Below are 25,729 nucleotides of genomic sequence, written 5' to 3'. Positions count from 1 at the left end.
ATGACCAGTTTGCATGCCGACGAGGCTTTCCTCGGCCATTACCAGTTAAGTCACGACCCTTTCGCTCCCCGGGTGCCTGGCTTCAAATTCTTCCCCGCCCAGCGCAAGCCGGTGCTCGGGCAATTGCACCATCTGGCGCGCTACAGTCAGTTGCTGCTGGTGGTCACGGGCCCGCAGGGCAGTGGCAAGACGCTGCTGCGCCAGGCGCTGGTGGCGAGTACCAACAAGCAGTCGGTGCAAAGCGTGGTGGTTTCGGCGCGCGGTGCCGGTGATGCCGCGGGCGTCCTGCGCCAGATCGCCCAGGCGCTGAATGTCGCCCAGGCCGATATTCGCGAGATCCTTGCGCAGGTGGTGCAACTGGCGCTGACCGGCCAGGAGGTCTACCTGCTGGTGGACGATGCCGAGCAACTCGATGACTCCGCTGTCGAGGCCCTGCTGGCCCTGGCGGCCGGCGCGCCAGAGGGGCGCCCCCATGTGTTCCTGTTCGGTGAGTCGTCGCTGATCGCGGCGCTGGAGCAGCACGGGGCGGAGGAAGAACGCTTCCATGTGATCGAATTGCAGCCCTACACCGAAGAAGAAACACGCGAATACCTGGCACAACGTCTTGATGGCGCGGGCCAGGGAATCGAACTTTTTTCCGCTGAGCAGATCACTGAGATTCACGAAAGCGCCGAGGGTTGGCCTGGCAACATCAACCAGGTCGCCCGTGACGCCATGATCGAAGCCATGATCGCCAGCCGCTCCGCGGTGAAGCGTCCAAGTATGGGGTTCAAGATGCCTAAGAAGCAGGTATTGGCGTTGTCCGCCGTGGTAGTGGTCGCCGTCGCGGCGGCCTGGATGATCCCGGGTCGCAACAAGGCTCCGTCCACGGCGGGTACAACCGCCAGCGAGCAGGCCCAACTGCCCCTGGGGCAGACGCCCAAGCCGAACGCCTCGGGTAACCCGACGGTGGAATTCGCCGGTAATTCACAACCGATGCCGTTACCGTTGGTCGGGCAGTCGCAGCCGGTCATGCGCGGTCCGCTGGCGGAAGCGGCTGGCGGCGGTATTGAAGGCGATGATGGCATCGCGCCGCCGGTTGACGGTGGTCCGGCCAAGCCGCCGACCGTCACCACCACCGCGCCGCCCGTCGGCGTACCAGCGGGGCCGACCCCGACTCCGGTGACCAAGCCGGTGCCGGCCCAGGTGGCCACCGCCAAACCGGCCCAGACGCCGGTTCCAGTACCCAAGCCGGTCGCCAAGGCGCCGGAGAAAGCTGTCGAGAAACCGGCGGTGGTGGCCAAGGCCGCCGCGACCGGCCACAGCTGGTATAGCGCTCAGGCGCCGGGCAACTACGTGGTCCAGATCCTCGGCACCAGTTCCGAGACCACCGCGCAGAATTTCGTCAAGGAGCAGGGCGGCGAGTACCGTTATTTCAAGAAAGTGCTCAACGGCAAGCCGCTTTACGTGATCACCTACGGCAGTTTCGGCAGTCGCGATGCGGCCGTCAGCGCCATCAAAGCCTTGCCAGCGAAGGTTCAGGCTGGTAAACCTTGGCCTCGTACTGTCGCCAGCGTCCAACAGGACCTGGCTACAACTCGCTGAAGAATCGGCGGCCTTATCCAGGCCGCCTTCCCGGCATCTCAAAATTTCCGCGACGGCATGCTGCTTCCAAAGCCGCGTGCCTTGTGGTGTCTGCGTCACAGTGGTTTTTGAGTCGTCACGGTCAAAACTCAAAAATGTTTTGACTAGCACGAGATATCGCTTTAAACCTTTCATAAATGCGACATGAATTTTCGACAGTTCGTCGTTAAGTTTGTGGGCGTCTGTGTCGGTGTGTACAATGACCTCCCTTTTGCCCCTGCAAAGCCGGCGTACGTTCGGTGTGGATGGTAAGTGGTTGAATTGAAAAGAAATTTGCCTCGATTAAGAGGCAGCCTGGTGAGAAAGTGTCTATGAAAGCAGGTCTGTACCAACCAGATGAATTCAAGGATAACTGCGGTTTCGGCCTGATTGCCCATATGCAAGGCGAGCCCAGTCATCACCTGTTGCAGACGGCCATTGAGGCCCTGACCTGCATGACCCACCGTGGTGGGATCAACGCCGACGGCAAGACCGGTGACGGTTGCGGTCTTCTGATCCAGAAGCCGGACCTGTTCCTGCGTACTGTCGCCCAGGCGACATTCGGTAGCGATCTGCCCAAGCAATATGCGGTGGGCATGGTGTTCTTCAACCAGGACCCGGTCAAAGCCGAAGCCGCGCGCGCGCACATGAATCGCGAAATCCTCGCGGCCGGCCTGCAACTGGTGGGCTGGCGCAAGGTGCCGATCGATACCAGCGTCCTCGGTCGCCTGGCCCTGGAGCGCCTGCCGCAGATCGAGCAGGTGTTCATCGGCGGCGAAGGCCTGAGTGACCAGGCCTTCGCCATCAAGCTGTTCAGTGCCCGTCGTCGCTCGTCGGTGGCCAACGCCGCCGACACCGATCACTACATCTGCAGCTTTTCCCACAAGACCATCATCTACAAAGGCCTGATGATGCCGGCGGACCTGACCGCCTTCTATCCGGACCTCAGCGACCCGAGCCTGAAAACCGCGATCTGCGTGTTCCACCAGCGCTTTTCCACCAACACCCTGCCGAAATGGCCGTTGGCGCAACCGTTCCGCTTCCTGGCGCACAACGGCGAGATCAACACCATCACCGGCAACCGCAATTGGGCCCAGGCCCGGCGCACCAAGTTCGCCAACGACCTGATCCCCGATCTCGACGAGTTGGGCCCGCTGGTCAACCGCGTGGGGTCCGACTCCTCGAGCATGGACAACATGCTCGAACTGATGGTGACCGGCGGTATCGACCTGTTCCGTGGCGTGCGCATGCTGATTCCGCCGGCGTGGCAGAACGTCGACACCATGGACGCCGACCTGCGCGCGTTCTACGAATACAACTCCATGCACATGGAACCGTGGGACGGCCCGGCGGGCGTGGTGATGACCGAAGGTCGTCACGCGGTCTGCCTGCTCGACCGTAACGGTCTGCGTCCGGCCCGGTGGGTGACCACCAAGAACGGCTATATCACCCTGGCGTCGGAAATCGGCGTGTGGAACTACAAACCGGAAGATGTCATCGCCAAGGGCCGCGTCGGCCCAGGGCAGATCTTTGCCGTGGACACCGAAACCGGCCAGATCCTCGACACCGATGCCATCGACAACCGTCTGAAGTCGCGTCACCCGTACAAGCAGTGGCTGCGCAAGAACGCCTTGCGCATCCAGGCGACCATGGAAGACAACGACCACGGTTCGGCGTTCTACAACGTCGAGCAGCTCAAGCAGTACATGAAGATGTACCAGGTCACGTTCGAGGAACGCGACCAGGTGCTGCGGCCATTGGGCGAGCAGGGCTATGAGGCGGTCGGCTCCATGGGCGACGACACGCCGATGGCGGTCCTGTCCCAGCGTGTGCGTACCCCCTACGACTATTTCCGCCAGCAGTTCGCCCAGGTGACCAACCCGCCGATCGACCCGCTGCGCGAAGCCATCGTCATGTCGCTGGAGATCTGCCTCGGTGCCGAGCGCAACATCTTCGAAGAGTCGCCGGAGCACGCCTCGCGGGTGATCCTCAGCTCGCCAGTGATTTCCCCTGCCAAGTGGCGCTCGCTGATGAACCTCGAGCGTCCGGGTTTCGCCCGTCAGGTCATCGACCTGAACTACGACGAGAGCGTTGGCCTGGAAGCGGCGGTACGCAACATCGCCGACCAGGCTGAAGAAGCCGTGCGCGCCGGGCGGACCCAGATCGTCCTCAGCGACCGCCATATCGCCCCGGGCAAACTGCCGGTGCACGCGTCCCTGGCGACCGGTGCGGTGCACCACCGCCTGACCGAGAAAGGCCTGCGTTGCGACAGCAACATCCTGGTGGAAACCGCGACCGCTCGCGACCCGCACCACTTTGCCGTGCTGATCGGTTTCGGTGCGTCGGCGGTCTATCCGTTCCTCGCCTATGAAGTCCTGGGCGACCTGATCCGTACCGGCGAAGTGCTGGGCGATCTCTACGAAGTCTTCAAGAACTACCGCAAGGGCATCACCAAGGGCCTGCTGAAAATCCTCTCGAAAATGGGCATTTCCACTATTGCCTCGTACCGTGGCGCGCAGTTGTTCGAAGCCATCGGCCTGGCCGAGGAAGTGGTCAACCTGAGCTTTCGCGGCGTTCCGAGCCGGATCAAGGGCGCGCGTTTCGTCGACCTCGAAGCCGAACAGAAGCTGCTGGCCGGCGAAGCCTGGAGCGTGCGCAAGCCGATCCAGCAAGGCGGCCTGCTGAAGTTCGTCTATGGCGGCGAATACCACGCCTACAACCCGGATGTGGTCAGCACCCTGCAAGCCGCCGTGCAGCAGGGCGACTACGCCAAGTTCAAGGAATACACCGCGCTGGTGGACAAGCGTCCGGTGTCGATGATCCGCGACCTGTTCCAGGTGAAAACCCTGGACACACCGCTGGCGATCAGCGACATCGAACCGCTGGAATCGATCCTCAAGCGTTTCGACTCGGCGGGTATCTCCCTTGGCGCCTTGTCGCCGGAAGCCCACGAAGCCCTGGCCGAAGCCATGAACCGCCTGGGCGCGCGTTCCAACTCCGGCGAAGGCGGTGAAGATCCGGCGCGTTATGGCACCAACAAAAGTTCGAAGATCAAGCAGGTGGCGACCGGCCGTTTCGGCGTGACCCCGGAATACCTGGTCAACGCCGAAGTGCTGCAGATCAAGGTCGCCCAGGGCGCCAAGCCCGGCGAAGGTGGCCAGCTGCCTGGCGGCAAGGTCAACGGCCTGATCGCCAAGCTGCGCTATGCAGTCCCGGGCGTGACCCTGATCTCGCCACCGCCGCATCACGACATCTACTCCATCGAGGACTTGTCGCAGCTGATCTTCGACCTGAAACAGGTCAACCCGCAGGCGCTGGTCTCGGTGAAGCTGGTGGCGGAAGCCGGTGTCGGCACCATCGCCGCTGGCGTGGCGAAGGCCTATGCCGACCTGATCACCATTTCCGGCTATGACGGCGGTACCGGTGCCTCGCCGCTGACCTCGATCAAGTATGCCGGCGCACCGTGGGAGCTCGGCCTGGCCGAAACCCACCAGACCCTGCGCGGCAACGATCTGCGCGGCAAGGTCCGGGTGCAGACCGACGGCGGCCTGAAAACCGGCCTCGACGTGATCAAGGCGGCCATCCTCGGCGCCGAGAGCTTCGGTTTCGGCACCGCGCCGATGATCGCCCTGGGCTGCAAGTACCTGCGCATCTGCCACCTGAACAACTGCGCCACCGGCGTGGCGACCCAGAACGAGAAGCTGCGCAAGGACCACTACATCGGCACCGTCGACATGGTGGTGAATTTCTTCACCTATGTCGCCGAGGAAACCCGTGAGTGGCTGGCCAAGCTGGGCGTGCGTACCCTTGAGGAACTGATCGGGCGTACCGACCTGCTGGAAATCCTCAAAGGCGAAACCGCCAAGCAGAACCACCTGGACCTGACGCCGCTGTTGGGCAGCGATCACATCCCGGCGGACAAGCCGCAGTTCTGCCAGGTTGAGCGCAACCCGCCATTCGACAAGGGCCTGCTGGCCGAGAAGATGGTCGAGATGGCCCTGCCGGCGATCAAGGATCTCAGCGGCGCCGAGTTCGCCCTGGATATCTGCAACTGCGACCGTTCCATCGGTGCGCGGATCTCCGGTGAAATCGCCCGTCTGCACGGCAACCAGGGCATGGCGAAGGCGCCGATCACCTTCCGCTTCAAGGGTACCGCTGGCCAGAGCTTCGGCGTCTGGAACGCCGGTGGCCTGGACATGTACCTGGAAGGCGATGCCAACGACTATGTGGGCAAGGGCATGACCGGCGGCAAGCTGGTTATCGTTCCGCCCAAGGGCAGTGCCTACAAGACCCAGGACAGTGCCATTATCGGCAACACCTGTCTGTACGGCGCCACTGGCGGAAAGTTGTTCGCCGCCGGCACCGCGGGCGAGCGTTTCGCCGTGCGTAACTCCGGGGCCCACACCGTGGTCGAAGGCACCGGCGATCACTGCTGCGAGTACATGACCGGTGGTTTCGTCTGTGTACTGGGCAAGACCGGGTACAACTTCGGTTCGGGCATGACCGGCGGTTTCGCCTATGTGCTGGACCAGGACAATACCTTTGTCGACAGGGTGAACCACGAGTTGGTGGAGATCCAGCGGATCAGCGGTGAAGCCATGGAAGCCTATCGCAGCCACCTGCAACACGTGCTGGACGAGTATGTCGAGGAGACCGACAGCGAGTGGGGTCGTAACCTCGCCGAGAACCTGGATGACTATCTGCGGCGCTTCTGGCTGGTCAAGCCCAAGGCGGCTACCTTGAAGTCGTTGCTTTCCAGCACCCGTGCCAACCCGCAGTGATGCGCCTGAAGAGTTTGATGAGGTTTTTGTAATGGCTGAACGTCTGAGTAACGACTTCCAGTTCATCGATGTCGGGCGCAAGGATCCGAAGAAGAAACTGTTGCGTCAGCGCAAGAAAGAGTTCGTGGAAATCTACGAACCCTTCAAACCCCAGCAGTCGGCCGACCAGGCCCACCGCTGCCTGGGTTGCGGTAACCCGTATTGCGAATGGAAGTGCCCGGTGCACAACTTCATTCCCAACTGGCTGAAACTGGTGGCCGAGGGCAATATTCTCGCCGCCGCCGAGCTGTCCCACCAGACCAACACCTTGCCGGAAGTCTGCGGTCGGGTGTGCCCGCAGGATCGTCTGTGCGAGGGTGCCTGCACCCTCAACGACGGTTTTGGCGCGGTGACCATCGGTTCGGTGGAGAAGTACATCACCGACACCGCGTTCGCCATGGGCTGGCGTCCGGACATGTCCAAGGTCAAGCCGACCGGCAAGCGGGTCGCGATCATCGGTGCGGGGCCGGCGGGCCTGGGCTGTGCCGACGTGCTGGTGCGCGGCGGGGTGACCCCGGTGGTGTTCGACAAGAACCCGGAAATCGGTGGCCTGCTGACCTTCGGTATCCCCGAGTTCAAGCTGGAAAAGACCGTGTTGAGCAATCGTCGCGAAGTCTTCAGCGGCATGGGCATCGAGTTCCGTCTCAACACCGAGGTGGGCAAGGACGTGACCATGGAGCAGTTGCTCGCCGAATACGATGCGGTGTTCATGGGCATGGGCACCTACACCTACATGAAGGGCGGCTTTGCCGGCGAGGACCTGCCGGGCGTGTATGACGCCCTGGATTTCCTGATTGCCAACGTCAATCGCAACCTGGGCTTTGAAAAGTCGCCGGCAGACTTCGTCGACATGAAGGGCAAGAAGGTCGTGGTACTCGGCGGCGGCGATACGGCGATGGACTGCAACCGCACCTCGATTCGTCAGGGCGCCAAGTCGGTGACCTGTGCCTATCGTCGTGACGAGGCGAACATGCCCGGCTCGCGTAAAGAGGTGAAGAACGCCAAGGAAGAAGGCGTGAAGTTCCTCTACAACCGCCAGCCGATCGCAATTGTCGGTGAAGACAAGGTCGAAGGCGTGAAGGTGGTCGAGACCCGTCTCGGCGAGCCGGATGCCCGTGGTCGTCGCAGCCCCGAGCCGATCCCGGGCTCCGAGGAGATTATCCCGGCCGACGCCGTGGTTATCGCCTTCGGCTTCCGTCCTAGCCCGGCGCCGTGGTTCGAGCAGTTCAGCATCCAGACCGACAGCCAGGGCCGCGTGGTGGCCCCGGAACAGGGTCAGTTCAAGCACCAGACCAGCAACCCGAAGATTTTTGCCGGTGGCGATATGGTGCGTGGTTCCGACCTGGTGGTGACGGCGATCTTCGAAGGGCGCAATGCCGCCGAAGGGATCCTCGACTACCTGGGTCTCTGACCGGTTGCTCCTACATATCCGCGACAAATTGACCCGATAGACAAAAGGCACGGCTCTTGCCGTGCCTTTTGCGTCGCGCTCTGAGAAAATGCCCGCACTTTTTTTCCGGATGCCGACATGACTGCCCTGAAGAACGACCGTTTCCTCCGCGCCCTGCTCAAGCAACCCGTAGACGTCACTCCCGTGTGGATGATGCGTCAAGCCGGTCGCTACCTGCCGGAATACCGCGCCAGTCGCGCCAAGGCCGGCGATTTCATGAGCCTGTGCATGAACCCGTCGTTCGCCTGCGAAGTCACGATGCAGCCTCTGGACCGTTACCCGGGCCTGGACGCCGCGATCCTGTTTTCCGACATCCTAACCATCCCCGATGCCATGGGCCAGGGCTTGTATTTCGAAACAGGCGAAGGCCCACGCTTCAAAAAGGTCATCAGTACCCTGGCCGATATCGAGGCTCTGCCGATCCCCGATCCGCAGAAAGACCTGGGTTATGTCATGGACGCGGTCAGTACCATTCGCCGTGAACTCAATGGCCGCGTGCCGCTGATCGGTTTCTCCGGCAGTCCCTGGACCCTGGCCACCTACATGGTCGAAGGCGGTTCGTCGAAAGACTTCCGCAAGACCAAGGCCATGCTCTATGACACCCCCCAGGCCCTGCACCTGCTGCTGGATAAACTGGCGCAGTCGGTTACCTCCTATCTCAACGGGCAGATCCTCGCCGGTGCCCAGGCCGTGCAGATTTTCGACACCTGGGGTGGCAACCTGTCGGCGGCGGCCTATCAGGAGTTTTCCCTGGCCTATATGCGCAAGATCGTCAGTGGCCTGATTCGGGAGCACGAAGGACGCAAGGTTCCGGTGATCCTGTTTACCAAGAACGGTGGCCTGTGGCTGGAAAGCATCGCCGAGGCCGGTGCCGATGCCCTGGGCCTGGATTGGACCTGCGACCTGGGCGAAGCCCGTCGCCGGGTCGGCAACCAGGTCGCCTTGCAGGGCAACATGGACCCGACGGTGCTGTATGCCAAACCCGAGGCCATCCGCGCCGAAGTAGCACGTATTCTCGCAAGCTACGGCGAAGGTTCCGGTCATGTGTTCAACCTCGGCCACGGCATCACCCCGGAAGTCGATCCAGAACATGCCGGTGCGTTTATCAATGCCGTGCACGAGTTCTCCGCGCAGTACCATCGCTGATTCTTCCCGCGCCTCCTCAATGACCCCGCCTCGGCGGGGTTTTTGCATTTAGCCCTAGCGCTTGTATGAATAAATGAAGTGCGGAGCTGTCACGCACCTTCACCGGACCTTTCCTACATATAAAAAAAAGCAAGTTCGTACAATGCGTACTCCGAAATTCATTTGTTTCACGGTTGATCTTTGCGGCCAGGACGACGGCATGGATCGATTGAGCACCGATGGAAGTAAAAAGGGGCCATTCATCTTGGAGGGATGCGCGGTAACCCAATAAATAGGATTGGTTTGGAGTTGAATTGAATGAACAGAAAGATGTCGGCGCTCGGCAGGGCTTCGGGGTGTGTTTCCGCCCTGGCGGTGATCGCGACCTTGGTGGCTTCGCAGCAGGTTGCCGCGCACGGTTACCTGAATGATCCGCCGTCCCGGGCCTTGGCTTGCCAGCAGGGCTTGAACAAGGATTGCGGCAATGCGCAGTACGAGCCACAAAGCGTCGGTGAAACCACCAAGGGGTTCCCCAATGGCGGGGTGGCGGACGGCAAGATTGCCAGTGGTGCGATAGAAGCGTTTTCCGCCCTGGATGTACAGTCGGCCAGCCGCTGGTACAAGACCGAAATCCTCGATCGTAAGATCAACTTTGACTGGTACTACAAGGCGACTCATCCGGCGACCAAGTATGAGTACTTCATTACCAGAAATGGCTGGAACCCCAACCTGCCGCTGGCCCGCGCGTCGTTTGACCTGACCCCGTTCTGCCTCGTCGACGCCGGCGGTCGCTTGCCCACCGACCAGCCTCAGGGCAGCGACGGCGCGGCCCGCGAGAAGCACGAGTGCGAGATTCCGGCCGACAAGAGCGGGCATCACGTGATCCTCGGCATGTGGACCGTGCATGACACCGGCGGAGCGTTCCACAACGTGGTCGACGTGAATATCGTCGCCGAGGAACTGGCCCCGGATGGTTGGAAAACCGTTGGTAACATCACCCCGACCCAGGCCCTGCTGGCGGCTGACAAGGTCAAGGTCCGTGCCATGACCGGCGAGGGTGAAAGCGCTGCCTACAGCGCTGAAATCACTATTGTCGACGATGAAGAAGGCAAGCCGGAGAACTGGTCGTTCAAGCTGGCCGAGAAGCTCAACCAGGGCCAGGTTCTGGTGCGTGCCGGTATTCGTGGCGAAGACGGTGCGATCGAGCCGGTCAAGGGGGTGAACAAGCTGTTCGCCAAGGCCGAAAGCGGTGTCAATCGCTACGAGCTCGACGTGTTGATGCAGGAAGATGCCGCCGCCGAGATGAAGATTTCCACTCTCGGTAGCCAACTCGAGCTCGAGGCAGGGCGTTTGACGATGCCTTTCCCGGTGCTCACCAACCGCAAAATGAACATCGAGGCCACGGTCTTCGATGCCGCCAACAAGCCGGTGGGCAGCATGACGCAACTCGTGGAGGCCGGTAATAGCCTACTGAGCGTGGCTGTGCGCAGCGAGCCGGGCGCTCATGAACTCAAACTGGTCGGCGTGACCGTTGACGGTCGCACCACCCGTCAGGACCTGGTGTCCGTGGAGCTTGGCGGCGAGGGCGGCAGCCAGGACTATGATTTCGTCTATCCGGAAGGCATTGCCAACTACCAGTCCGGAACCAAGGTTCTGGCCGACGGTAACGTCTATGAGTGCCTGCCGTTCCCCGCAGGTGGCTGGTGCAAGATCAACAGCCACCACTATGTGCCCGGTGTCGGGTCGAACTGGCGAGATGCCTGGATCGCTAAATAACCACTGGCGTTGAGCGCCGGGCTGTTGGGCCGCCCGGCGCATTCGCGGTATGGGCAGTTTCGTTGCCTGTTTTTGGGTGAGTGCAATTGTTTTACTCTAGAACACTAGTCTTTTTTTACTGGTTGTCGGTCGCCGTTGTTTTATGGGCGCTGATCAACGGTTTTTATGGGGCTTTGTTTGATAGTTGGATGCTGTTCAAAGATGCAGTGATTTTTTCTAATATTGCTATTGCGGTACTATTTATCTCTTTCTTTGTTGTCGGTGTTTTTCTTTGTTTTCTTAAAAGAAGCCATGATGTTTTCTGCGTTGTTCTGGCTGTTCTGCTGGGTTTGCATATTGGCGTGGTTATCCGTCATGAAGTTTCCGCTCATCGAATACTCCGGCGGCTGTGGCGATGAGTGCTCGTATCCGCAGGGACGCAGTAGGTCTCTTGAACCTGGCGTTGTGTGCGCTGCCGCTGGGTTATGCCGCGCTGTCGTTATGGAGTGAACGGGCGTTCCGTCAGGCATTGCCGACAGTCCCCGCGGTGGAAATCGGCAGCCGCTCGATGGCGACCGAGCGCACGCCGCCCAACCACCTCGCCGTGGCCACGGTGATGGGGCTGGTGGTCCAGGGACCGCTGGTCCGCAGCGCCGAATCCTTGAAGCTGCAGGCCAGCTTTGTCTCCAGTTCGGGCGACTCCCGCGCGCTGCTGACGGGGGCCGACGGCCAACGGATCTACCGGGTGGGGGAAAGCCTGCCAGGTGGCAGCGTGCTGCGCCGCATCGAGAGCGGCCGGGTGCTGCTCTGGCGCAACGGCCGCGAGGAGCTGTTGGCGCTGGAGCCGCCGGGCCGTACCACCTTGCAGGCGCTCAAGGGCTCCGGTCCCGATGGCACCGCCCCAGCGTCTTCCCGTTATCTTCGACCGACGGCTACGCGGGGGCGGGGTGAGTAAATGAACAGCTCCTTCGCTCCCGCCCGGTACTGCCTGAAGCGCTTGAGTCTGATCGTCAGCCTGATGCTGCCGTCGGGCGCGCTGGCTGATGAGCCGCAATGGCAATTGGCGATGAACGATGCCGAGTTACGCGATGTGGTGCGGGAAATGTCCTCTATTCTCGGCACCACGGTGGTGCTCGATCCGCGAGTGCAGGGGCGGATCACCGTCCTCTCCGAGCAGGCCCTGGACCGTGAAGGGGTGCGCCGGCTGTTCTATTCGGTCCTCGACGCGCACAACTTCACGGTGATCGACGAAGGCGACCGCATTCTGATCGCGCCCGTGGCCGATGCCCGTACCCGCGCCAGCAGCACCGACAGTGCCAGCGCCCAGAGCGGCCAGTTCGTCACCGAAGTGGTGGCGCTCGGCAGCAGCGTCGCCGCCGATATCGCCGGACTGGTACGGCCGCTGGTTTCCGTCAACGGCTATGTCGGCCCATCGGCGTCGGCCAATGCCCTGGTCATCACCGACAGCGCGGCGAATGTCCGGCGTATCGCGAAGATCGTCCGGCAGTTGGATCTCGGGCAGAAGAATGCCCATGACGTGATCCAGTTACGTCATGGGCTGGCCAATGAGCTGGCGCGGATCATGGAGCAATCCCTGGGCCGGCAAGGGGCCGAGTCGGGGAGTCAGGTCATCGCCGATTCGCGCAACAACCGCCTGCTGATCATCGGCACCCGGGATGTACGCAAGCGCCTGGGCGACCTGGCCCGTTCCCTCGACACCCCGGCGGCGGCCGTGGCCGATAATGCCCGGGTGATCCGCCTGCGCCACAGCGATGCCAAGCAGTTGGCCGAGGTGCTGGATGCCATGGGCCAGGGGCTTGGCCAGGAAGCCGGTGCGGCCAGCAGCCGGGAAGCTACTTCCAGCAAGGCTGTGGTCAAGGCTGACGAAAGCCAGAATGCCCTGGTTCTGATCGCCGAGCCGACCCAGGTCCGCACCTTGGAAAACATCGCTCGGCAACTCGATCAGCCGCGTTCGCAGGTGTTGATCCACGCGGCGATTGTCGAGATTTCCGGGGATATCCACGAGGCCCTTGGTGTGCAGTGGGGCGGCCAGTCCGGCAGTGTCCAGGGTGGGGTTGTCTTTGCCGGTGCCGGTATTACCGTGCCCAAGCTCGGTGACCCCACGGCCACGCTTCCCGATGGTCTCATGTTGCGCGTCGGCAACGATCGCTTCGGCATGCTGGTCTCCGCCCTGGCGAGCAATACCCACAACAACGTGCTGTCCACCCCCAGCCTGTTGACCCTGGACAACCAGGAGGCCGAGATCCTGGTGGGGCAGAACGTGCCGTTCCAGAGTGGGTCCTACCAGACCTCCGGTACGGGCACCGACCGCCCTTTCAACACGGTCACGCGCCATGATATCGGGATCAAGCTGAAGATCCGTCCGCATATCAACGAAGGCTCCACCCTGCGCCTGCGGGTCGAGCAGGAAAACTCCGAACTCGCGGCGAATACACTGGCTCCCAACGACCTGATCACCAACAAGCGTACCCTCAAGAGCACCATCCTCGCCGACGATGGCGAGATCATCGTGATCGGCGGGTTGATCAAGGACAGTGTCCGCGTCCAGGAAAGCGGTGTGCCGCTGCTGCGCGATATTCCGTACCTGGGGGCCTTGTTCCGCTGGAACAGCGAGAAACATGAAAAAACCAACCTGATGGTGTTCCTGCGCCCGACCATCGTCCGCTCCAGGGCGGATATCGCCGAGGTCAGCGAGCAGCGTTACAACAGCCTGCGCCAGCTCAGCCAGCCTGCCGCCGGAAAGAGCAACTCACTGTTGTTGCCGCGCGAGGCTCGGCAGCTGTTCGATGGTGAAGCGATCGAGCCGGCGATAGACCTGCGGCGGCAGAAGGTCGGGGCGCCATGAAGCCGCGCCTGCCGTTCGGCTTTGCCCGCCGTCACGGGGTCTTGCTGGAAGCGCAAGGCGAGGGCGCCTGCCTGTCGATCCGGGCCGACACGCCATTGACCGCGGTGTCCGAGGCGCGGCGCCTGATCGCCGCCGAACTGCCCTTGCAGGTGCTTGACGCGCCGCTGTTCGCCGTTCGCCTCGCCGCCGCCTACAGCGACGGTCATAGCGCGGCGCGGCAGGTGGCGCAGGGCCTGGACGACGAGCTCGACCTGATGAGCCTGGCCGAACAACTGCCGCGGACCGCCGACCTGCTGGAGCAGGAGGGTGACGCACCGATCATTCGCCTGATCAACGCGCTGCTTGGCGAGGCAGTGCGCGAGAAGGCCTCGGATGTGCATCTGGAGACCTTTGAGCACAGCCTGTCGGTACGCATGCGCATCGACGGCCAACTGCGTGAAGTGCTCAAGCCCCGGCGCGAACTGGCGAACCTGCTGGTGTCGCGGATCAAGGTCATGGCCCGGCTGGACATCGCGGAGAAGCGCGTGCCCCAGGACGGACGGATCGCCTTGCGCCTGGCCGGACATGAAGTCGATGTGCGGGTTTCCACCTTGCCCTCGGCCCACGGCGAACGGGTGGTCCTGCGCCTGCTGGACCAGCGGGCTGGCCGCCTCGACCTGCAACGCCTGGGTATGCCGACGCCGACCCTGGAGCACTTCCAGCGTATTCTCGGCAAACCCCACGGCATTTTCCTGGTCACCGGCCCCACCGGTTCGGGCAAGACCACCAGCCTGTACGCGGCGCTGAGCAGCCTCAACGACCAGACCCGCAATATCCTCACCGTCGAAGACCCCATCGAGTACCACCTGCCGGGCATCGGCCAGACGCCGGTCAATCCCAAGGTCGAGATGACCTTCGCCCGGGGCTTGCGGGCGATCCTGCGGCAGGACCCGGACGTGGTCATGGTTGGCGAGATCCGCGACCGCGAAACCGCCGAGATCGCCGTACAGGCCTCCCTGACCGGACACCTGGTGTTGTCGACCCTGCACACCAACAGCGCGGTGGGCGCGGTGACGCGGCTGCTGGACATGGGCGTGGATGCCTATCTGCTGGCGTCGTCCCTGGTCGGGGTGCTGGCCCAGCGTCTGGTGCGCAGTCTGTGCAACGAGTGCAAGAGCGCCTATGTGGCGGACGCGGCCACCTGCCAGCGCCTGGGGGTCGAGGACCGCCACCCACCCGGACTCTTTCGGGCCCACGGCTGCGAGCACTGTCAGCAAGGCTATCGCGGGCGTATCGGGCTTTACGAGTTGATCGGCATTACCCCGGCCCTGGCGGAGCTTATCCACAACGGCGCCAGTGAGCCCGAGCTGGTCCGCGAGGCCCGGGCGGTATCGCGCAGCCTGTTCCAGGACGGCCAACGGTTGGTTCTCGAAGGCCGCACCAGTCTCGACGAACTGCTGCGCGTCACCCAGGAGGACTGAGAATGCCGGCTTTCGATTATCAGGCCCAGGATGCCAACGGTCGCCGCTGTCGCGGTCAGCAGGAGGCCGACAGTCCGCGCCACGCCCGCCAGTTGCTGCGTGAGCGCGGGCTGTTGCCGACGCAACTGAAAAGCGTCCGCGGCCCTACTGGCGCGAGCACAGGTTTCAACCGCGCCACGGGGTTGAAGGCCAGTGAACTGGCGTTGCTGACGCTGCAACTCTCGACCCTGATCCAGGCCGGGTTGCCGCTGGAAGAGGCCTTGCGGGCGGTGGCGGCGCAGAGTGGAAAACGTCGGGTCGGCAACCTGTTGGCGGCAGTGCGCGGCCGGGTCATGGAGGGCTATGACCTGGCGTCGGCGCTTGCGGGATTTCCCCGGGCGTTCCCGCACATGTTTCACGCGAGTGTCGCCGCCGGCGAGCGCTCCGGGCATCTGGGCGCGGTGCTCGAACGGCTTGCCGAGTACACCGAGGCGCGCCAGCAGGCCCGACAGAAGATCCAGCTGGCGCTGGTCTATCCGTTGATCCTGTTGTTCGCCGCGCTGGCCATCGTCGGCGGGCTGCTCGGCTATGTGGTGCCGGATGTGGTGAAGGTCTTTATCAACAATGGCCAGGCCTTGCCCCTGCTGACCCAGGGCCTGATCAGCCTGAGCCACGGCTTGCAGCGTTACGGCTGGCTGCTGGTGCTCGGGCTGGCGGGGCTGGCCTTGCTCATGCGCTGGGCACTGCGCCGCCCGGCCTTGCGCTGGCGCTGGCACGCCTGGTTGCTGCGCGCGCCGCTGATCGGCGCGGTCCTGAAGGCAATGGAGGCATCCCGTTTCGCCAGCACCCTGGCACTGCTCGGCCAGAGCGCAGTGCCTCTGGTGGACGCCCTGGAAATCGCCGCGGCGGTGATTGGCAACCTGCCGATTCGCGCGCGCATGGGCGAGGTTGCGCGCGCGGTGCGCGAGGGCGGCACCTTGACCGGTGGCCTGGAGCGTAGCGGCGATATCCCGCCGCTGATGCTGCACATGATCGCCAGCGGCGAACGCGCGGGCGAACTCGACCGCATGCTCGCGCGGGCCGCCGAGCAGCAGGAGAAAACCCTGGCGGCTCGTATCGAGCTGCTGGTGAGCCTCTTCGAGCCGGCGATGCTGCTGATCATGGGGGCCATCGTGATGTTGATCGTGATGGCGATTCTGTTGCCGATTCTTAGCCTCAACCAACTGGTGAACTGATCTGATGAGAACCTCTGGAACACAGCGACAACGTGGCTTCACCCTGATCGAAATCATGGTCGTGGTGGTGATTCTCGGAGTGCTCGGCGCGATGGTGCTGCCGCAGTTCATGAGCCGCCCGGACCAGGCCAAGGTCACTGCGGCCCGCGCCGATATCAAAGCCATCGGCACCGCCCTGGAAATGTACCGGCTCGACAACTTTCAGTACCCCTCGACCCAACAGGGCCTGGAGGCGTTGGTCAAGCGTCCGCTGGGTGTGCCGGAACCGCGGAACTGGAACCCGCAGGGTTATTTGCAAAAACTGCCGGTCGATCCCTGGGGCACGTCTTACCAGTACCTGAGTCCGGGTACGCGGACCAAGGGCTACGACCTGTACTCCTTCGGCGCCGACGGTGTTTCCGGCGGCGAAGACCTTGCCACCGATATCGGTAACTGGAGCGATTGATCCATGCGTGGACGTTCGCCTGGTTTCACCCTGCTGGAGTTGCTGGTGTCCATCGTGGTGATCAGTGTGCTGGCCGGCCTGATCGCCGTTGGCATGAACCCGAGCCCGGTGCGTCAGGCCCGCCAGGAGGCCGGTGCGTTGGTGCATCTGCTGCAACAGTTGCGCGAATACGCCGTGGTCAACAGTCAGGAATATGGTTTGCGGATCGGTGCCGAGGGTTATCAGGTGATGGTCTTCGAGCGGCCCGACTGGCAGCCGGCGGGGGCGGCCTATCGGTTGCCCGACGGCCTGTATTTTCGCCTGGAGCTTGAAGGCCGTCCGCTGAAATTGGGCGATCGGGTGAATCAGCCGCAGTTGCTGGTGCTGAGCAGCGATGAAATGAGTGCCTTCACCCTGCATTACGAATCCGCGCAGCGGCGCTGGTTGAGTGTCTCCGGTGACGGTCTCGGCGATCCGGCCATCGATGAAAGCTGAGTCGGGGTTTACCTTGCTCGAGGTGATGATCGCCCTGGCGATCTTTGCCGTGCTGGCGAGCAGCGTGCTCTCCGCCAGCCAGTTCGTGGTGCGCCAGAGCGGCACGCTGCAGGAGCGCCTGTTCGCCACCTGGCTGGCGGACAATCAGTTGAGTGAACTGCGCCTGAAAGCCCCTCCGGCCCAGGGACGACAGGTGCTTCGCCAGCGCTTCGACCAGCGCGAATGGCGCCTGGAGCAGGTGGTCACGCCAGCGTCCGCCCCGCGCTTGCTCAAGGTCGAGATTGCCGTGCGGCTGGTTGACGGCGGGCCGGTGCTGCACCACGCCAGTACCTGGGTGCGGGCTCGAGATGAATAGACCGGCCGGCTTCACCCTGGTCGAACTGGTGATCGCCCTGGCGCTTTTCAGCCTGATCGGCCTGGCCAGTCATCGTCTGTACGACGGCGTGCTGCTGACCCAGGCCCGGGTCAGCAGCCATGAACAGGGCCTGCGCAACCTGCAACGGGCGATGGCACTGCTGGAGCGCGATGTCATGCAGGCGACGATCCCGAAAGAGGGCGTGGCCGTGACACTGAGGGCGGGTCAGTTGAACCTGCAACGCGGCAATGCGCGCAATCCGCTGGATGAGCCGCGCAGCGAACGCCAGGAGGTTGCCTATCGTCTCGAAGAGGGCACCTTGTGGCGCTACCAGCGTAGCCTTGACCTGCCCGAGACTCACAAACAGCCGGTGCTCAGGGACGTGCGTGCCTTGCAGTGGCGGCTGTATGTGGACAAGGTCGGTTGGCGCAGTGACGGGACGTCGACGCCGGGGCGCTCCCCGGTGCACCCGCGAGCGTTGGAAATCACCCTCTCCGCTGGCCGCTTCGCAGAGATTCGCCGTGTCATCCTGCTGTCGGAGGGGGCATGAATCGATCGGGTCAACGCGGCGTGGCGCTGATCAGCGTGCTGCTGATCATGACCCTGGCGCTGTTCCTGGTTGGCGGCTTGTTGCGCAGTCACACGCGAGCCTTGCAGAGCAGCGCGCAGCATATTCACCAGGTGCAACTGCGGCAGTGGGCCCTCGCGGCAGAGAGTTGGGCGCGAGAGCTGTTGCTGGCGGCTGATCCGCTTGAGACGAAGACGATCAATCTGGCTCAGCCCTGGGCGCGTCCGGTGCTGCCGTTCGAGTTGTCGGGTGTCGAGAGGCGGATCGAGATCGAAGACTTGGCCGGGCGCTTCAACCTGACTCGCCTGCTGCTGCCCGGCAAGGCCGATGAAATCAGCCAGGCACGCTGGAGCCGGCTGCTGGCGGCGCTGGAGATCCCGGTGTTCGACCTGGCGCCGCTGCGTGGCACCGAGGTCAGCGACACCAGCCAGTTGCGCCTGTTGCCCGGCGTCGACCAGGACCTTTTGCAGCGCCTGCAACCCTTCGTCGCGTTGCTGCCGGCCGAGGCAACGCTGAACGTCAATACCGCATCGGCCACGCTGCTGGCGACCCTGGAAGACATGACGCCTGCCAGCGCCCGGGACTTTGCCGCCCAGCGTCCGCCGGAAGGCTACGTCGACGCCCATGCATTTACCCGGGCACCGGGGTTGGATGGGCTGGGCATCGCCAGTCATGGCCTGGGTGTCGACAGCCGTTGGTTTCGGGTTACGGTCGAGGTCGGCGCGGGTACGGCGCGACTGCGGCTGGTCAGCGATCTGGAGCGCTCTCGCGATAGTCGTCGGCTGCGCGTCCTGCAACGCCGCTTCCTGGCTCCGACTCAAGGTGAATTGCCGTTATGAACAACTGGCTTTATCTCACCGCCGCAGGCTTGGCGACCTGCGACGCTACCTGGCCGGTCGGCTACTGGCAGGCGGACGGCGAGTACCGCGGTGTGACCCTGGTCGAGGCGGCGACGTTCCTGTCGGGGCAAGCGGTGCGGGTGATCCTGCCGGTGGAAATCTGCAGCGGCTTGCGTAGCGAGCCCTGGCCTGGTCGACGCAAGCCCACGGCCCAGGCGCTGGCCTATGCCGTTGAGGAGCGCCTGGCCGAGGAACTGGATGGCGTGCATATCGCGGTCGGTACGGCGACCAAGGACTCGCGCTATCCGCTGCTGGCGATCAACAAGGAACGCTTCGAGGCGATCCTGGCGTTGTTGCGGGACTCGGGGCTGCAAGTGGTCAGCGTCAAGGTGGATGCCGATTTGTTGCCGGATGATCAGGCTTATGGTGTCTGGTGGGCCGGAAGATGGCTGTTGGGTGGGGCCACCGAGGTGCGGCTGGCACTGTCACCCGAGGATCTGGAGGTGCTGCGAGCCAGGTTGCCGGACGATCTGTGCTGGATGGGTGCTGATCGACAGGGCGATACCGCGGCATTGCTGCTTGCCAGTCATTCGCACGCGTTGGACCTGCTGCAAGGTGAGTTTCGCCAAGTGCGGGCGCGCTGGCCGTGGGGGGCGTTGGTGCTGTCGGCGCTGGCGCTGTTCGCGGTGTTCTGGTGTTCTACCCTGGCGCGCGCCCACTACCTGGAAAGTGCTGCGGGGCAGTTGTACGGGCAGAGTGTGCAGCACTTCCAGAGTTTGTATCCCGAGCAGACCCGCATTGTTGATCTGGCGGCTCAACTCAAAGCCTTGCAGGAGCGGACCGACCCGCCGGGGAGTCAGATGGGGCGTCTGGTGCAATTGATCGAACAGCTGGTCGGAGGCAGCAGTGTTGAAGTTCAACGTATCGAATACCGCGCCGGCACGGGTTGGACACTGTTGCTGACGGCCGGCAGTTTTACCGAACTTGAGCGCTTGCGCGAGCGTGGCCAGGGCAGCGCTTTGCCGATCAGACTGGGCAGCGCCAGCAAGGATCGCGAGCGAGTGCAGGCGGTACTGATGCTGGAGGAGAACAACCGATGATCAGGTCACTGGCGTTACCGGCGGCGTTCACGCAAAGGTGGCAGGGCTTGGGTCAGCGGGATCGAAGGATGCTGGTCGGCCTGGGGGTTTTCCTGCTGATGGTGACCTTGTTCAGTGGTTTGTGGCAACCGGCGCAACAGCGTCTGGAAAGGGGCGAGCGCTTGTATCAACAGCGCCTGCTGCTGGCGGCTGAAGTCCAGCGCGCCCAGCCCGCGAGTCATCGTCCAAGCCCTTCCCGGTCCTTGTCGACCCGGCTGAGTGAAACGGTGGCGGCGGCGGGGCTGGAGTTGCAGCAACTGGACCAGGACGGCCAGTCGCTGCGGGTCACGATCAGCGGTAATGCCGTGGCCTTGCTGCAGTGGTTGGACCAGACGGAGCAGTCTGGCGCGGTATTGCAGTCGTTGAGCCTGGAGAAGCGCGATCTGCTGTTGGTGGCGCAGGTTGTGTGGCGTGCAGATTAAGGGCCGAGCAACTGCTCCGCGTAGCGGGCGATGACATGGCTGAAGGGACTTTCGCGGGCATCGTCGACCGTACGGAAAGCCATGATGGTTTTGAGCAGATCCTGCTCCTCGGCTTCTAGCAGAAAGTCGTCATCGAAGAAGCCTTGTAGAAGTTCTTCGCGACGATTGTTGAGGTAGGCGATATCCAGGGCCAGCACACCGATCATCGTCGTGGCTGCCAGGTCGTTGTTGCCCGAGGCTTGTATCTCACCCGTGAGCAGATAACGAAAACGTTGTTCGCAGCCTGCCTGGACGGGCGGGATATGAAGTTCTTCGTCGAACCAGTTGCCCTTGCGATGACCGCAATGCGACGGATTGCCGGGTTTGGTTTCTCTCAAGCATGAGGCGTGCAGGTTTTCATAGGCCAATGCCAGATGCTCGAAATCTTCCTGGGGGCGAAAGTGTTCGATATGACTGCTGTCGAGATCGATCTCCTGTCCGCAGTAGCAACAAGCGAAGTGTTGCTCTTGTAGCAGGCTCAGGTGCAACTCGCGCTTTTCGGGGTTTTGCAGCGTGTCATAGGTGGGCTGCCAATCCTCGTTTGCCGCGGCCTTCCAGTCGGTGAATGAAGCCGGTTCAGTTCCCTTGATCACTTGCCTCATTTGCCGAGCACCTCCTTGCGCTTGAGCAGGGCTTCGGCCCGGACGAACTCGGGCAGGTCTGGGGCTTTTGCCTTGAGGGCGGTGAGGCGTGCCTTGGCTTCTGTCAGGTCGTTGTTTTCCAGGGCGTTGAACAGTTCGCTCAGCAGGCGCTCGATTTCCGGTTTGCGCTGGGCGACGCCCATGACTTCTTCCAGCACCCGGCTGGAGTCCAGGCCATAGCTGACGCGTGGATGAGAGGCGTCGCCGTTGTCCAGCACGATGATTTCTTCAGGGCGCAAGCTGCCGATGATCTGCGGCGAATGGCTGGCGGCGATGAACTGGACTTTGGGGAAGGCGTTCTTCAGGGCCGAAACAATGGCCCGTTGCCAGGCCGGATGAAGGTGGATATCCAATTCGTCGATGATGATCACGCCCGAGGTGTTTTTCAGCACATCCTTACCCATATGCGGGTTGAGGATGCACATGCGGCGGGCGATATCTGCGATCAGGGCGATGAGGCCGCGCTGGCCATCGCTAAGGCTGTTGAATGGAACGGCTTTCCCTGCATCGATATTGATCAAGAGACTCTGGAGCCGTAAGTCGTAACGCAGATTCCCTGCCTGAGGGAGAGCGACTTGGATGGCTTGGTTGACCAGTGCCAACTCGTCATCAAAGATATTTGCTGCTGACGTGGCATCCAAAAGGTTTTGCATGCGCTCCAGCGTTTTTCCGATCAACCAGCTCTCGAAACCCTTCAGATCGACAACGGCATCTGACCAGTTTGAATAACCATCCTGACGAGATACTGTTTGTTGGGCAGCAAATTCTGCGGAAATACCTGCGCTTTTCCAACGGCGGTTAGCGCGATAAAAGGCGAGTACAGGGATATCGACATTTTTATCGACTTTCAGATTGCCTACATGCTCAGTTGCTAAGCCATCATTTGGCTGGCTTACGTGAATGCGCCATTCAGATAATCCGAACGCATCTCCTACCGCAGAAAGGACAACTGGGAGACGCTTTTCGGATCGAATCCGACCATCGTAGTTGTCGATTACAAAACGAGCATCCTCTTCGAGGATAGGCGTGTCTAGGGTGATCATCGCGTCATCACCGCCAACGCCAGTAAAAGACTTCGCCACCGCCTGCAACAACGAAGTCTTCCCGCTCCCATTGACCCCCACCACCAGATTGAATCCCGGCTGGAAATCAAAGTGGGCATCTTCGTAGCAACGAAAATTCTGAATATGCAGGTGGTCCAGGCGCATGCCGGCTTCCTTTTCCCAACGGAACGATGCGCCCAGTGTACCTTGGCCGGCGCCAACCGCCAGCCGGTCAATCGTGACTAGGCTTTTGCATTGCCCGGCAACGCCGGCAACCGCGCCAGCTTCAACGCCACCAGCAAGGCCACCACCAGCAGCGCGCCGATAAACAGGCCGATGCCGTTCCAGCCAGCGTAGTGCCAGAACACCCCGCCGAGGGTCCCGGCCACGCTGGAGCCGACGTAGTAGCAAAACAGATAGAGCGACGAGGCTTGGCCCTTGGCCTTCAATGCCCGCCGACCGATCCAGCTACTGGCCACCGAGTGGGCGCCGAAGAAACCGAAGGTGAACAGCAGGATACCGAATACCACCACTGGCAACGGGGTCACCAGGGTCAGGACAATACCCACCAGCATCATCAGGATCATGCCCCAGAGCACCTTGCGCCGGCCCAGTTTGTCGGCCAGGGCGCCGATCTGCGCCGAGCTGTAGATACCCGACAGATAGACAATGGACAACAGGCCGACGAACGCCTGACTCATGCCGTAGGGTTCGGCCAGCAGGCGGTAACCAATGTAGTTGAACAGGGTGACGAAGCTGCCCATCAACAGGAAGCCTTCCAGGAACAGCCACGGCAGGCCGGCGTCGCGAAAGTGCAGGGTGAAGCCATCGATCAGGCTGCGGGTATTGAATGGGCTGGGGCGGAAGTTGCGCGACGGCGGCAGGATTTTCCAGAACACCGTCGCCGCGATCAGCGCCAGGAAGCCGATCACCAGCATCGCCGTGTGCCAGCTGACGAAGTCGATCAGCACGCCGCTGATCAGCCGTCCGCTCATTCCGCCGATGGCGTTGCCGGCGATATACAGGCCCATCGCCAGGCCGATGTGACCGGGGTGAATCTCCTCGCTCAGATAGGTCATGCCGACCGCCGCCAATCCGCTGAGCGAGAGCCCCACCAGGGCGCGCATCACCAGCACGCCCTGCCAGTTGGGCATCAATGCGCCAAGGAGGGTAAACAGCGCCGCGCCGAACAGCGCCACCACCATCACCGGTTTGCGTCCGAGGCTGTCGGAGATCGGTCCGGTGATCAGCAGGCCGATGGCGAGCAGGGCGGTCGCCACCGACAGGATCAGGCTGCTCTGGGCCGCGTTGATCCCGTACTCCTGGGACAGCACCGGCATCATTGGCTGTACGCAGTACAACAGGGCAAAGGTGGCAAAGCCGCCGGAGAACAACGCCAGCACCGTGCGCATGAACGCCGGGGTGCCTTTTTCGATATAGGTGTCGTTGCGTTGGGCGACAACATCGTCTCGCGCGGTGGGCGGAAAATCGTGAGCGAGGGGAGCGACAGCAGTTTTCACGGGGACCTCGGGAGAGCAGCCGGTCAGGCAATGGAAAAAGCATATAGCTGGCTAACTATTCTTTCCAATATATTGTTCGACCTGTTTGATAGGTTTTACGACTTGATGAGGTGTTCATGGAATTGCGGCATTTGCGCTACTTCATCGCGGTGGCCGAAGAACTGCATTTTGGCCGCGCGGCGGAGCTGTTGGGGATTTCCCAGCCGCCGTTGAGCCAGCAGATCCAGGCGCTGGAGCAGGAGTTGGGGGCGCGGCTGTTCGACCGGACCAATCGTCGGGTCGAGTTGAGCGAGGCGGGCCGCCTGTTTTTGCAGGAAGCGCGATTGGTGCTGGCGCAGGTGGACAAGGCGGCGGATGTGGCGCGGCGGGCGCAGTTGGGGGAGCTGGGGGAACTGAAGATCGGCTTTACCTCGTCGGCGCCGTTCAACTCGACCATTCCCCAGGCGATCTTTGCCTTTCGCCAGGCATTCCCGGCGGTGCACCTGAACCTGCGGGAGATGAGCAGCAAGACGGTTGCCGATGGGTTGATGGATGAGTCCATCGAGGTGGGCTTGATGCGGCCTTTGTCTGTGCCGGACGCCTTGAGCGTGGTGGAGCTGATGCGTGAGCCGCTGGTGGCGGTGCTTAGTGCCAAGCACCCGCTGGCGGCCGGCAGCGAGGCCGGGATGCAGTTGTCCGAGTTGGCCCTGGAGCCTTTTGTGTTTTTCCCGCGCAGTTACGGCAGTGGCTTGTATGCGCAGTTGTTGACCTTGGCGCGGCAGGCCGGGTTCAGCCCGCACTTTGCCCAGGAGGCGGGCGAGGCGATGACCATCATCGGTCTGGTGGCGGCGGGGCTGGGGGTGTCGGTGTTACCGGCGTCCTATCAGCGGATCCGGATCGACGGGGTGGTCTATCGGCCATTGCTCGACCCGGATGCGGTGTCGGCGGTGTGGCTGGTGCAGCGCAAGGACCAGAAGTCACCGATGGCCAAGGCGTTTATCGAGTTGCTGACGCGTCGGACGGCGCCGCAGGTCTGAGATTTGAAGCCGGATTCGGCACAGAATCTTTGCTTGCAGTTTTGCGCTATCAGCTTGTTGTCTGTGGACTGCATGGTTCGGTCGTTTTCCAACACCGCTGCGCGGGCGATGACTGACCAAGGCTAGTCGGGCGATATGGCCGCTGCAAGGTGTTGAGATCTCCTGGGAAATGTCCGGCGATTCATTTTCTATTGTGGGGTGTTTCCTGTAATGCCTCAGCAGCCTTGCGGCTGCCATATCTCCCGGCTAGTTTTTTCGCGAAAGAACGCCTAAGCCGATTACAAGCGTTGAGTGAAAGATCGGTTCTACCCGTATTTGTATAAGTAAGGACATGATGGATGCACAGAAGCAAACAGCTACCGGCTCCAACAGAGCGTCTGCGACTGCGTTTGTGGAAACCGTCGGACAAACTGGCTTTTCAGGCAATGAACGCGGACAGGCATGTGATGGAGTATTTCCCGGCTCCGTTGAGCGCTGCCGAGAGCGATGCCTTCGCAGAGGGTATTGGCAAACACCAAGAGCACCACGGTTTTACCTTTTGGGCAGTGGAACTGCGCTCCACGTCGACGTTTATTGGGTTTGCCGGGTTGGCCGTTCCCCGACGGGACCTTCCCTTCAGCCCCTGCATTGAGATTGGCTGGCGTCTTGCTCATGACTATTGGGGACAAGGCTATGCAACCGAAGCGGCCAGGGCTGCATTGGCCTTCGGTTTCGGCGAACTGGCACTTGAGGAAATCGTCGCCTTTACAGCAACCACCAACGAGCGGTCGCAGCGGGTGATGCAGCGACTTGGCATGCAGCACCGGGTAGACGAAGATTTTTATCATCCGACGCTGCCCGCTGCGCATCCACTGGCAAGGCACGTTCTGTATCGACTTACGCGTGATGCGTGGAAAGGTGAGGTGGCTAAAGATTGACCTGTCGAGTTATATCGCG

Annotated in this window: 22 protein-coding genes; 18 read left to right on the top strand and 4 right to left on the bottom strand. The window is 62.2% G+C overall.

What is annotated here, in order from left to right:
* The 5 genes from PFEN_RS28425 (at position 1) to PFEN_RS28405 (ending at position 10,773) form a co-directional block, all read left to right on the top strand.
* Positions 1–1,584 (top strand): AAA family ATPase, encoded by a 1,584-nt coding sequence (locus PFEN_RS28425; RefSeq protein ID WP_191489899.1) that lies wholly within the window; start codon positions 1–3, stop codon positions 1,582–1,584.
* A 350-nt stretch (positions 1,585–1,934) separates the two neighbouring features.
* Entirely contained in the window at positions 1,935–6,383 is a 4,449-nt protein-coding gene (gene gltB / locus PFEN_RS28420) for a glutamate synthase large subunit (RefSeq protein WP_191489898.1), read from the top strand.
* Positions 6,384–6,414: 31 nt separating this feature from the next.
* Positions 6,415–7,833, top strand: a complete 1,419-nt coding sequence (locus tag PFEN_RS28415; protein WP_191489897.1) for an FAD-dependent oxidoreductase — start codon at positions 6,415–6,417, stop codon at positions 7,831–7,833.
* 117 nt (positions 7,834–7,950) lie between these two features.
* Positions 7,951–9,018: a uroporphyrinogen decarboxylase gene (gene hemE / locus PFEN_RS28410; protein ID WP_191489896.1), complete on the top strand. Its 1,068-nt coding sequence runs from the start codon at positions 7,951–7,953 to the stop codon at positions 9,016–9,018.
* A 297-nt stretch (positions 9,019–9,315) separates the two neighbouring features.
* On the top strand, positions 9,316–10,773 hold the full coding sequence (locus tag PFEN_RS28405) for a lytic polysaccharide monooxygenase (protein WP_191489895.1): 1,458 nt from the start codon (positions 9,316–9,318) through the stop codon (positions 10,771–10,773).
* A gap of 236 nt (positions 10,774–11,009) precedes the next feature.
* On the opposite strand, the gene PFEN_RS31170 is transcribed toward PFEN_RS28405, so the two are convergent.
* On the bottom strand, positions 11,010–11,144 hold the full coding sequence (locus PFEN_RS31170; RefSeq protein ID WP_263596641.1) for a hypothetical protein: 135 nt from the start codon (positions 11,142–11,144) through the stop codon (positions 11,010–11,012).
* A gap of 23 nt (positions 11,145–11,167) precedes the next feature.
* Here PFEN_RS31170 and PFEN_RS28400 point away from each other — a divergent pair, with 23 nt between their 5' ends.
* The 11 genes from PFEN_RS28400 (at position 11,168) to gspM (ending at position 20,534) form a co-directional block, all read left to right on the top strand.
* Positions 11,168–11,707, top strand: a complete 540-nt coding sequence (locus PFEN_RS28400; RefSeq protein WP_191489894.1) for a type II secretion system protein N — start codon at positions 11,168–11,170, stop codon at positions 11,705–11,707.
* Between the two features lie 63 nt (positions 11,708–11,770).
* Positions 11,771–13,618, top strand: coding sequence for a type II secretion system secretin GspD (gspD, locus tag PFEN_RS28395; protein WP_224771094.1), 1,848 nt, complete (start codon positions 11,771–11,773; stop codon positions 13,616–13,618).
* Positions 13,615–15,078: a type II secretion system ATPase GspE gene (gene gspE / locus PFEN_RS28390; RefSeq protein WP_191489892.1), complete on the top strand. Its 1,464-nt coding sequence runs from the start codon at positions 13,615–13,617 to the stop codon at positions 15,076–15,078. The genes gspD and gspE overlap by 4 nt, the downstream gene beginning before the upstream one ends.
* Before the next feature lie 2 nt (positions 15,079–15,080).
* Positions 15,081–16,292: a type II secretion system inner membrane protein GspF gene (gspF, locus tag PFEN_RS28385; protein WP_191489891.1), complete on the top strand. Its 1,212-nt coding sequence runs from the start codon at positions 15,081–15,083 to the stop codon at positions 16,290–16,292.
* Positions 16,293–16,296: 4 nt separating this feature from the next.
* Positions 16,297–16,737 carry a type II secretion system major pseudopilin GspG gene (gene gspG, locus PFEN_RS28380; RefSeq protein WP_191489890.1) on the top strand — a complete coding sequence of 147 codons (441 nt, stop codon included), beginning with the start codon at positions 16,297–16,299 and terminating at the stop codon, positions 16,735–16,737.
* Between the two features lie 3 nt (positions 16,738–16,740).
* Complete coding sequence (gene gspH, locus PFEN_RS28375) at positions 16,741–17,211, top strand: type II secretion system minor pseudopilin GspH (protein WP_191489889.1); 471 nt, start codon at positions 16,741–16,743, stop codon at positions 17,209–17,211.
* The gene (gspI, locus tag PFEN_RS28370; protein WP_191489888.1) at positions 17,201–17,566 is read left to right on the top strand and encodes a type II secretion system minor pseudopilin GspI; all 366 of its coding nucleotides are present in this window, start codon (positions 17,201–17,203) and stop codon (positions 17,564–17,566) included. Before gspH ends, gspI begins: the two co-directional genes overlap by 11 nt.
* Positions 17,559–18,116 (top strand): type II secretion system minor pseudopilin GspJ, encoded by a 558-nt coding sequence (gene gspJ / locus PFEN_RS28365; protein WP_191489887.1) that lies wholly within the window; start codon positions 17,559–17,561, stop codon positions 18,114–18,116. The genes gspI and gspJ overlap by 8 nt, the downstream gene beginning before the upstream one ends.
* On the top strand, positions 18,113–18,973 hold the full coding sequence (locus PFEN_RS28360) for a general secretion pathway protein GspK (RefSeq protein WP_191489886.1): 861 nt from the start codon (positions 18,113–18,115) through the stop codon (positions 18,971–18,973). Before gspJ ends, PFEN_RS28360 begins: the two co-directional genes overlap by 4 nt.
* Complete coding sequence (gene gspL / locus PFEN_RS28355; RefSeq protein WP_191489885.1) at positions 18,970–20,073, top strand: type II secretion system protein GspL; 1,104 nt, start codon at positions 18,970–18,972, stop codon at positions 20,071–20,073. Before PFEN_RS28360 ends, gspL begins: the two co-directional genes overlap by 4 nt.
* Complete coding sequence (gspM, locus tag PFEN_RS28350; protein WP_191489884.1) at positions 20,070–20,534, top strand: type II secretion system protein GspM; 465 nt, start codon at positions 20,070–20,072, stop codon at positions 20,532–20,534. The genes gspL and gspM overlap by 4 nt, the downstream gene beginning before the upstream one ends.
* On the opposite strand, the gene PFEN_RS28345 is transcribed toward gspM, so the two are convergent.
* The 3 genes from PFEN_RS28345 to PFEN_RS28335 form a co-directional block, all read right to left on the bottom strand.
* Positions 20,531–21,175 carry a retron system putative HNH endonuclease gene (locus PFEN_RS28345; protein WP_191489883.1) on the bottom strand — a complete coding sequence of 215 codons (645 nt, stop codon included), beginning with the start codon at positions 21,173–21,175 and terminating at the stop codon, positions 20,531–20,533. The genes gspM and PFEN_RS28345 overlap by 4 nt on opposite strands.
* The gene (locus tag PFEN_RS28340) at positions 21,172–22,422 is read right to left on the bottom strand and encodes an AAA family ATPase (RefSeq protein WP_191489882.1); all 1,251 of its coding nucleotides are present in this window, start codon (positions 22,420–22,422) and stop codon (positions 21,172–21,174) included. The genes PFEN_RS28345 and PFEN_RS28340 overlap by 4 nt, the downstream gene beginning before the upstream one ends.
* Positions 22,423–22,499: 77 nt before the next feature.
* The gene (locus PFEN_RS28335) at positions 22,500–23,777 is read right to left on the bottom strand and encodes an MFS transporter (RefSeq protein ID WP_191489881.1); all 1,278 of its coding nucleotides are present in this window, start codon (positions 23,775–23,777) and stop codon (positions 22,500–22,502) included.
* A 116-nt stretch (positions 23,778–23,893) separates the two neighbouring features.
* On the opposite strand from PFEN_RS28335, the gene PFEN_RS28330 reads away from it, so the two are divergent.
* Together PFEN_RS28330 and PFEN_RS28325 are read left to right on the top strand one after the other, a co-directional pair.
* Entirely contained in the window at positions 23,894–24,793 is a 900-nt protein-coding gene (locus PFEN_RS28330) for a LysR family transcriptional regulator (protein ID WP_191489880.1), read from the top strand.
* Between the two features lie 338 nt (positions 24,794–25,131).
* Positions 25,132–25,710 carry a GNAT family N-acetyltransferase gene (locus PFEN_RS28325; RefSeq protein ID WP_191489879.1) on the top strand — a complete coding sequence of 193 codons (579 nt, stop codon included), beginning with the start codon at positions 25,132–25,134 and terminating at the stop codon, positions 25,708–25,710.
* The last annotated feature ends 19 nt before the right edge of the window (positions 25,711–25,729 follow it).

Source organism: Pseudomonas sp. FEN (assembly GCF_904067045.1).
Lineage (GTDB): Bacteria > Pseudomonadota > Gammaproteobacteria > Pseudomonadales > Pseudomonadaceae > Aquipseudomonas.
Note: the sequence above shows the minus strand (reverse complement) of the source record. Positions and strands in the feature narration are given on the sequence as shown.

Bases quoted from the DNA above. Each gene is read 5' to 3' on its own strand.
- PFEN_RS28330 (WP_191489880.1), top strand. From the start codon at position 23,894: ATGGAATTGCGGCATTTGCGCTACTTCATCGCGGTGGCCGAAGAACTG.
- gspM (WP_191489884.1), top strand. From the start codon at position 20,070: ATGATCAGGTCACTGGCGTTACCGGCGGCGTTCACGCAAAGGTGGCAG.
- PFEN_RS28425 (WP_191489899.1), top strand. From the start codon at position 1: ATGACCAGTTTGCATGCCGACGAGGCTTTCCTCGGCCATTACCAGTTA.
- gltB (WP_191489898.1), top strand. From the start codon at position 1,935: ATGAAAGCAGGTCTGTACCAACCAGATGAATTCAAGGATAACTGCGGT.
- PFEN_RS28345 (WP_191489883.1), bottom strand. From the start codon at position 21,175: ATGAGGCAAGTGATCAAGGGAACTGAACCGGCTTCATTCACCGACTGG.
- gspL (WP_191489885.1), top strand. From the start codon at position 18,970: ATGAACAACTGGCTTTATCTCACCGCCGCAGGCTTGGCGACCTGCGAC.
- gspD (WP_224771094.1), top strand. From the start codon at position 11,771: ATGCTGCCGTCGGGCGCGCTGGCTGATGAGCCGCAATGGCAATTGGCG.
- PFEN_RS28415 (WP_191489897.1), top strand. From the start codon at position 6,415: ATGGCTGAACGTCTGAGTAACGACTTCCAGTTCATCGATGTCGGGCGC.
- gspE (WP_191489892.1), top strand. From the start codon at position 13,615: ATGAAGCCGCGCCTGCCGTTCGGCTTTGCCCGCCGTCACGGGGTCTTG.
- PFEN_RS31170 (WP_263596641.1), bottom strand. From the start codon at position 11,144: ATGAGCGGAAACTTCATGACGGATAACCACGCCAATATGCAAACCCAG.
- PFEN_RS28400 (WP_191489894.1), top strand. From the start codon at position 11,168: ATGAGTGCTCGTATCCGCAGGGACGCAGTAGGTCTCTTGAACCTGGCG.
- gspF (WP_191489891.1), top strand. From the start codon at position 15,081: ATGCCGGCTTTCGATTATCAGGCCCAGGATGCCAACGGTCGCCGCTGT.
- gspH (WP_191489889.1), top strand. From the start codon at position 16,741: ATGCGTGGACGTTCGCCTGGTTTCACCCTGCTGGAGTTGCTGGTGTCC.
- gspJ (WP_191489887.1), top strand. From the start codon at position 17,559: ATGAATAGACCGGCCGGCTTCACCCTGGTCGAACTGGTGATCGCCCTG.
- gspI (WP_191489888.1), top strand. From the start codon at position 17,201: ATGAAAGCTGAGTCGGGGTTTACCTTGCTCGAGGTGATGATCGCCCTG.
- PFEN_RS28325 (WP_191489879.1), top strand. From the start codon at position 25,132: ATGCACAGAAGCAAACAGCTACCGGCTCCAACAGAGCGTCTGCGACTG.
- PFEN_RS28360 (WP_191489886.1), top strand. From the start codon at position 18,113: ATGAATCGATCGGGTCAACGCGGCGTGGCGCTGATCAGCGTGCTGCTG.
- hemE (WP_191489896.1), top strand. From the start codon at position 7,951: ATGACTGCCCTGAAGAACGACCGTTTCCTCCGCGCCCTGCTCAAGCAA.
- PFEN_RS28340 (WP_191489882.1), bottom strand. From the start codon at position 22,422: ATGCGCCTGGACCACCTGCATATTCAGAATTTTCGTTGCTACGAAGAT.
- gspG (WP_191489890.1), top strand. From the start codon at position 16,297: ATGAGAACCTCTGGAACACAGCGACAACGTGGCTTCACCCTGATCGAA.
- PFEN_RS28405 (WP_191489895.1), top strand. From the start codon at position 9,316: ATGAACAGAAAGATGTCGGCGCTCGGCAGGGCTTCGGGGTGTGTTTCC.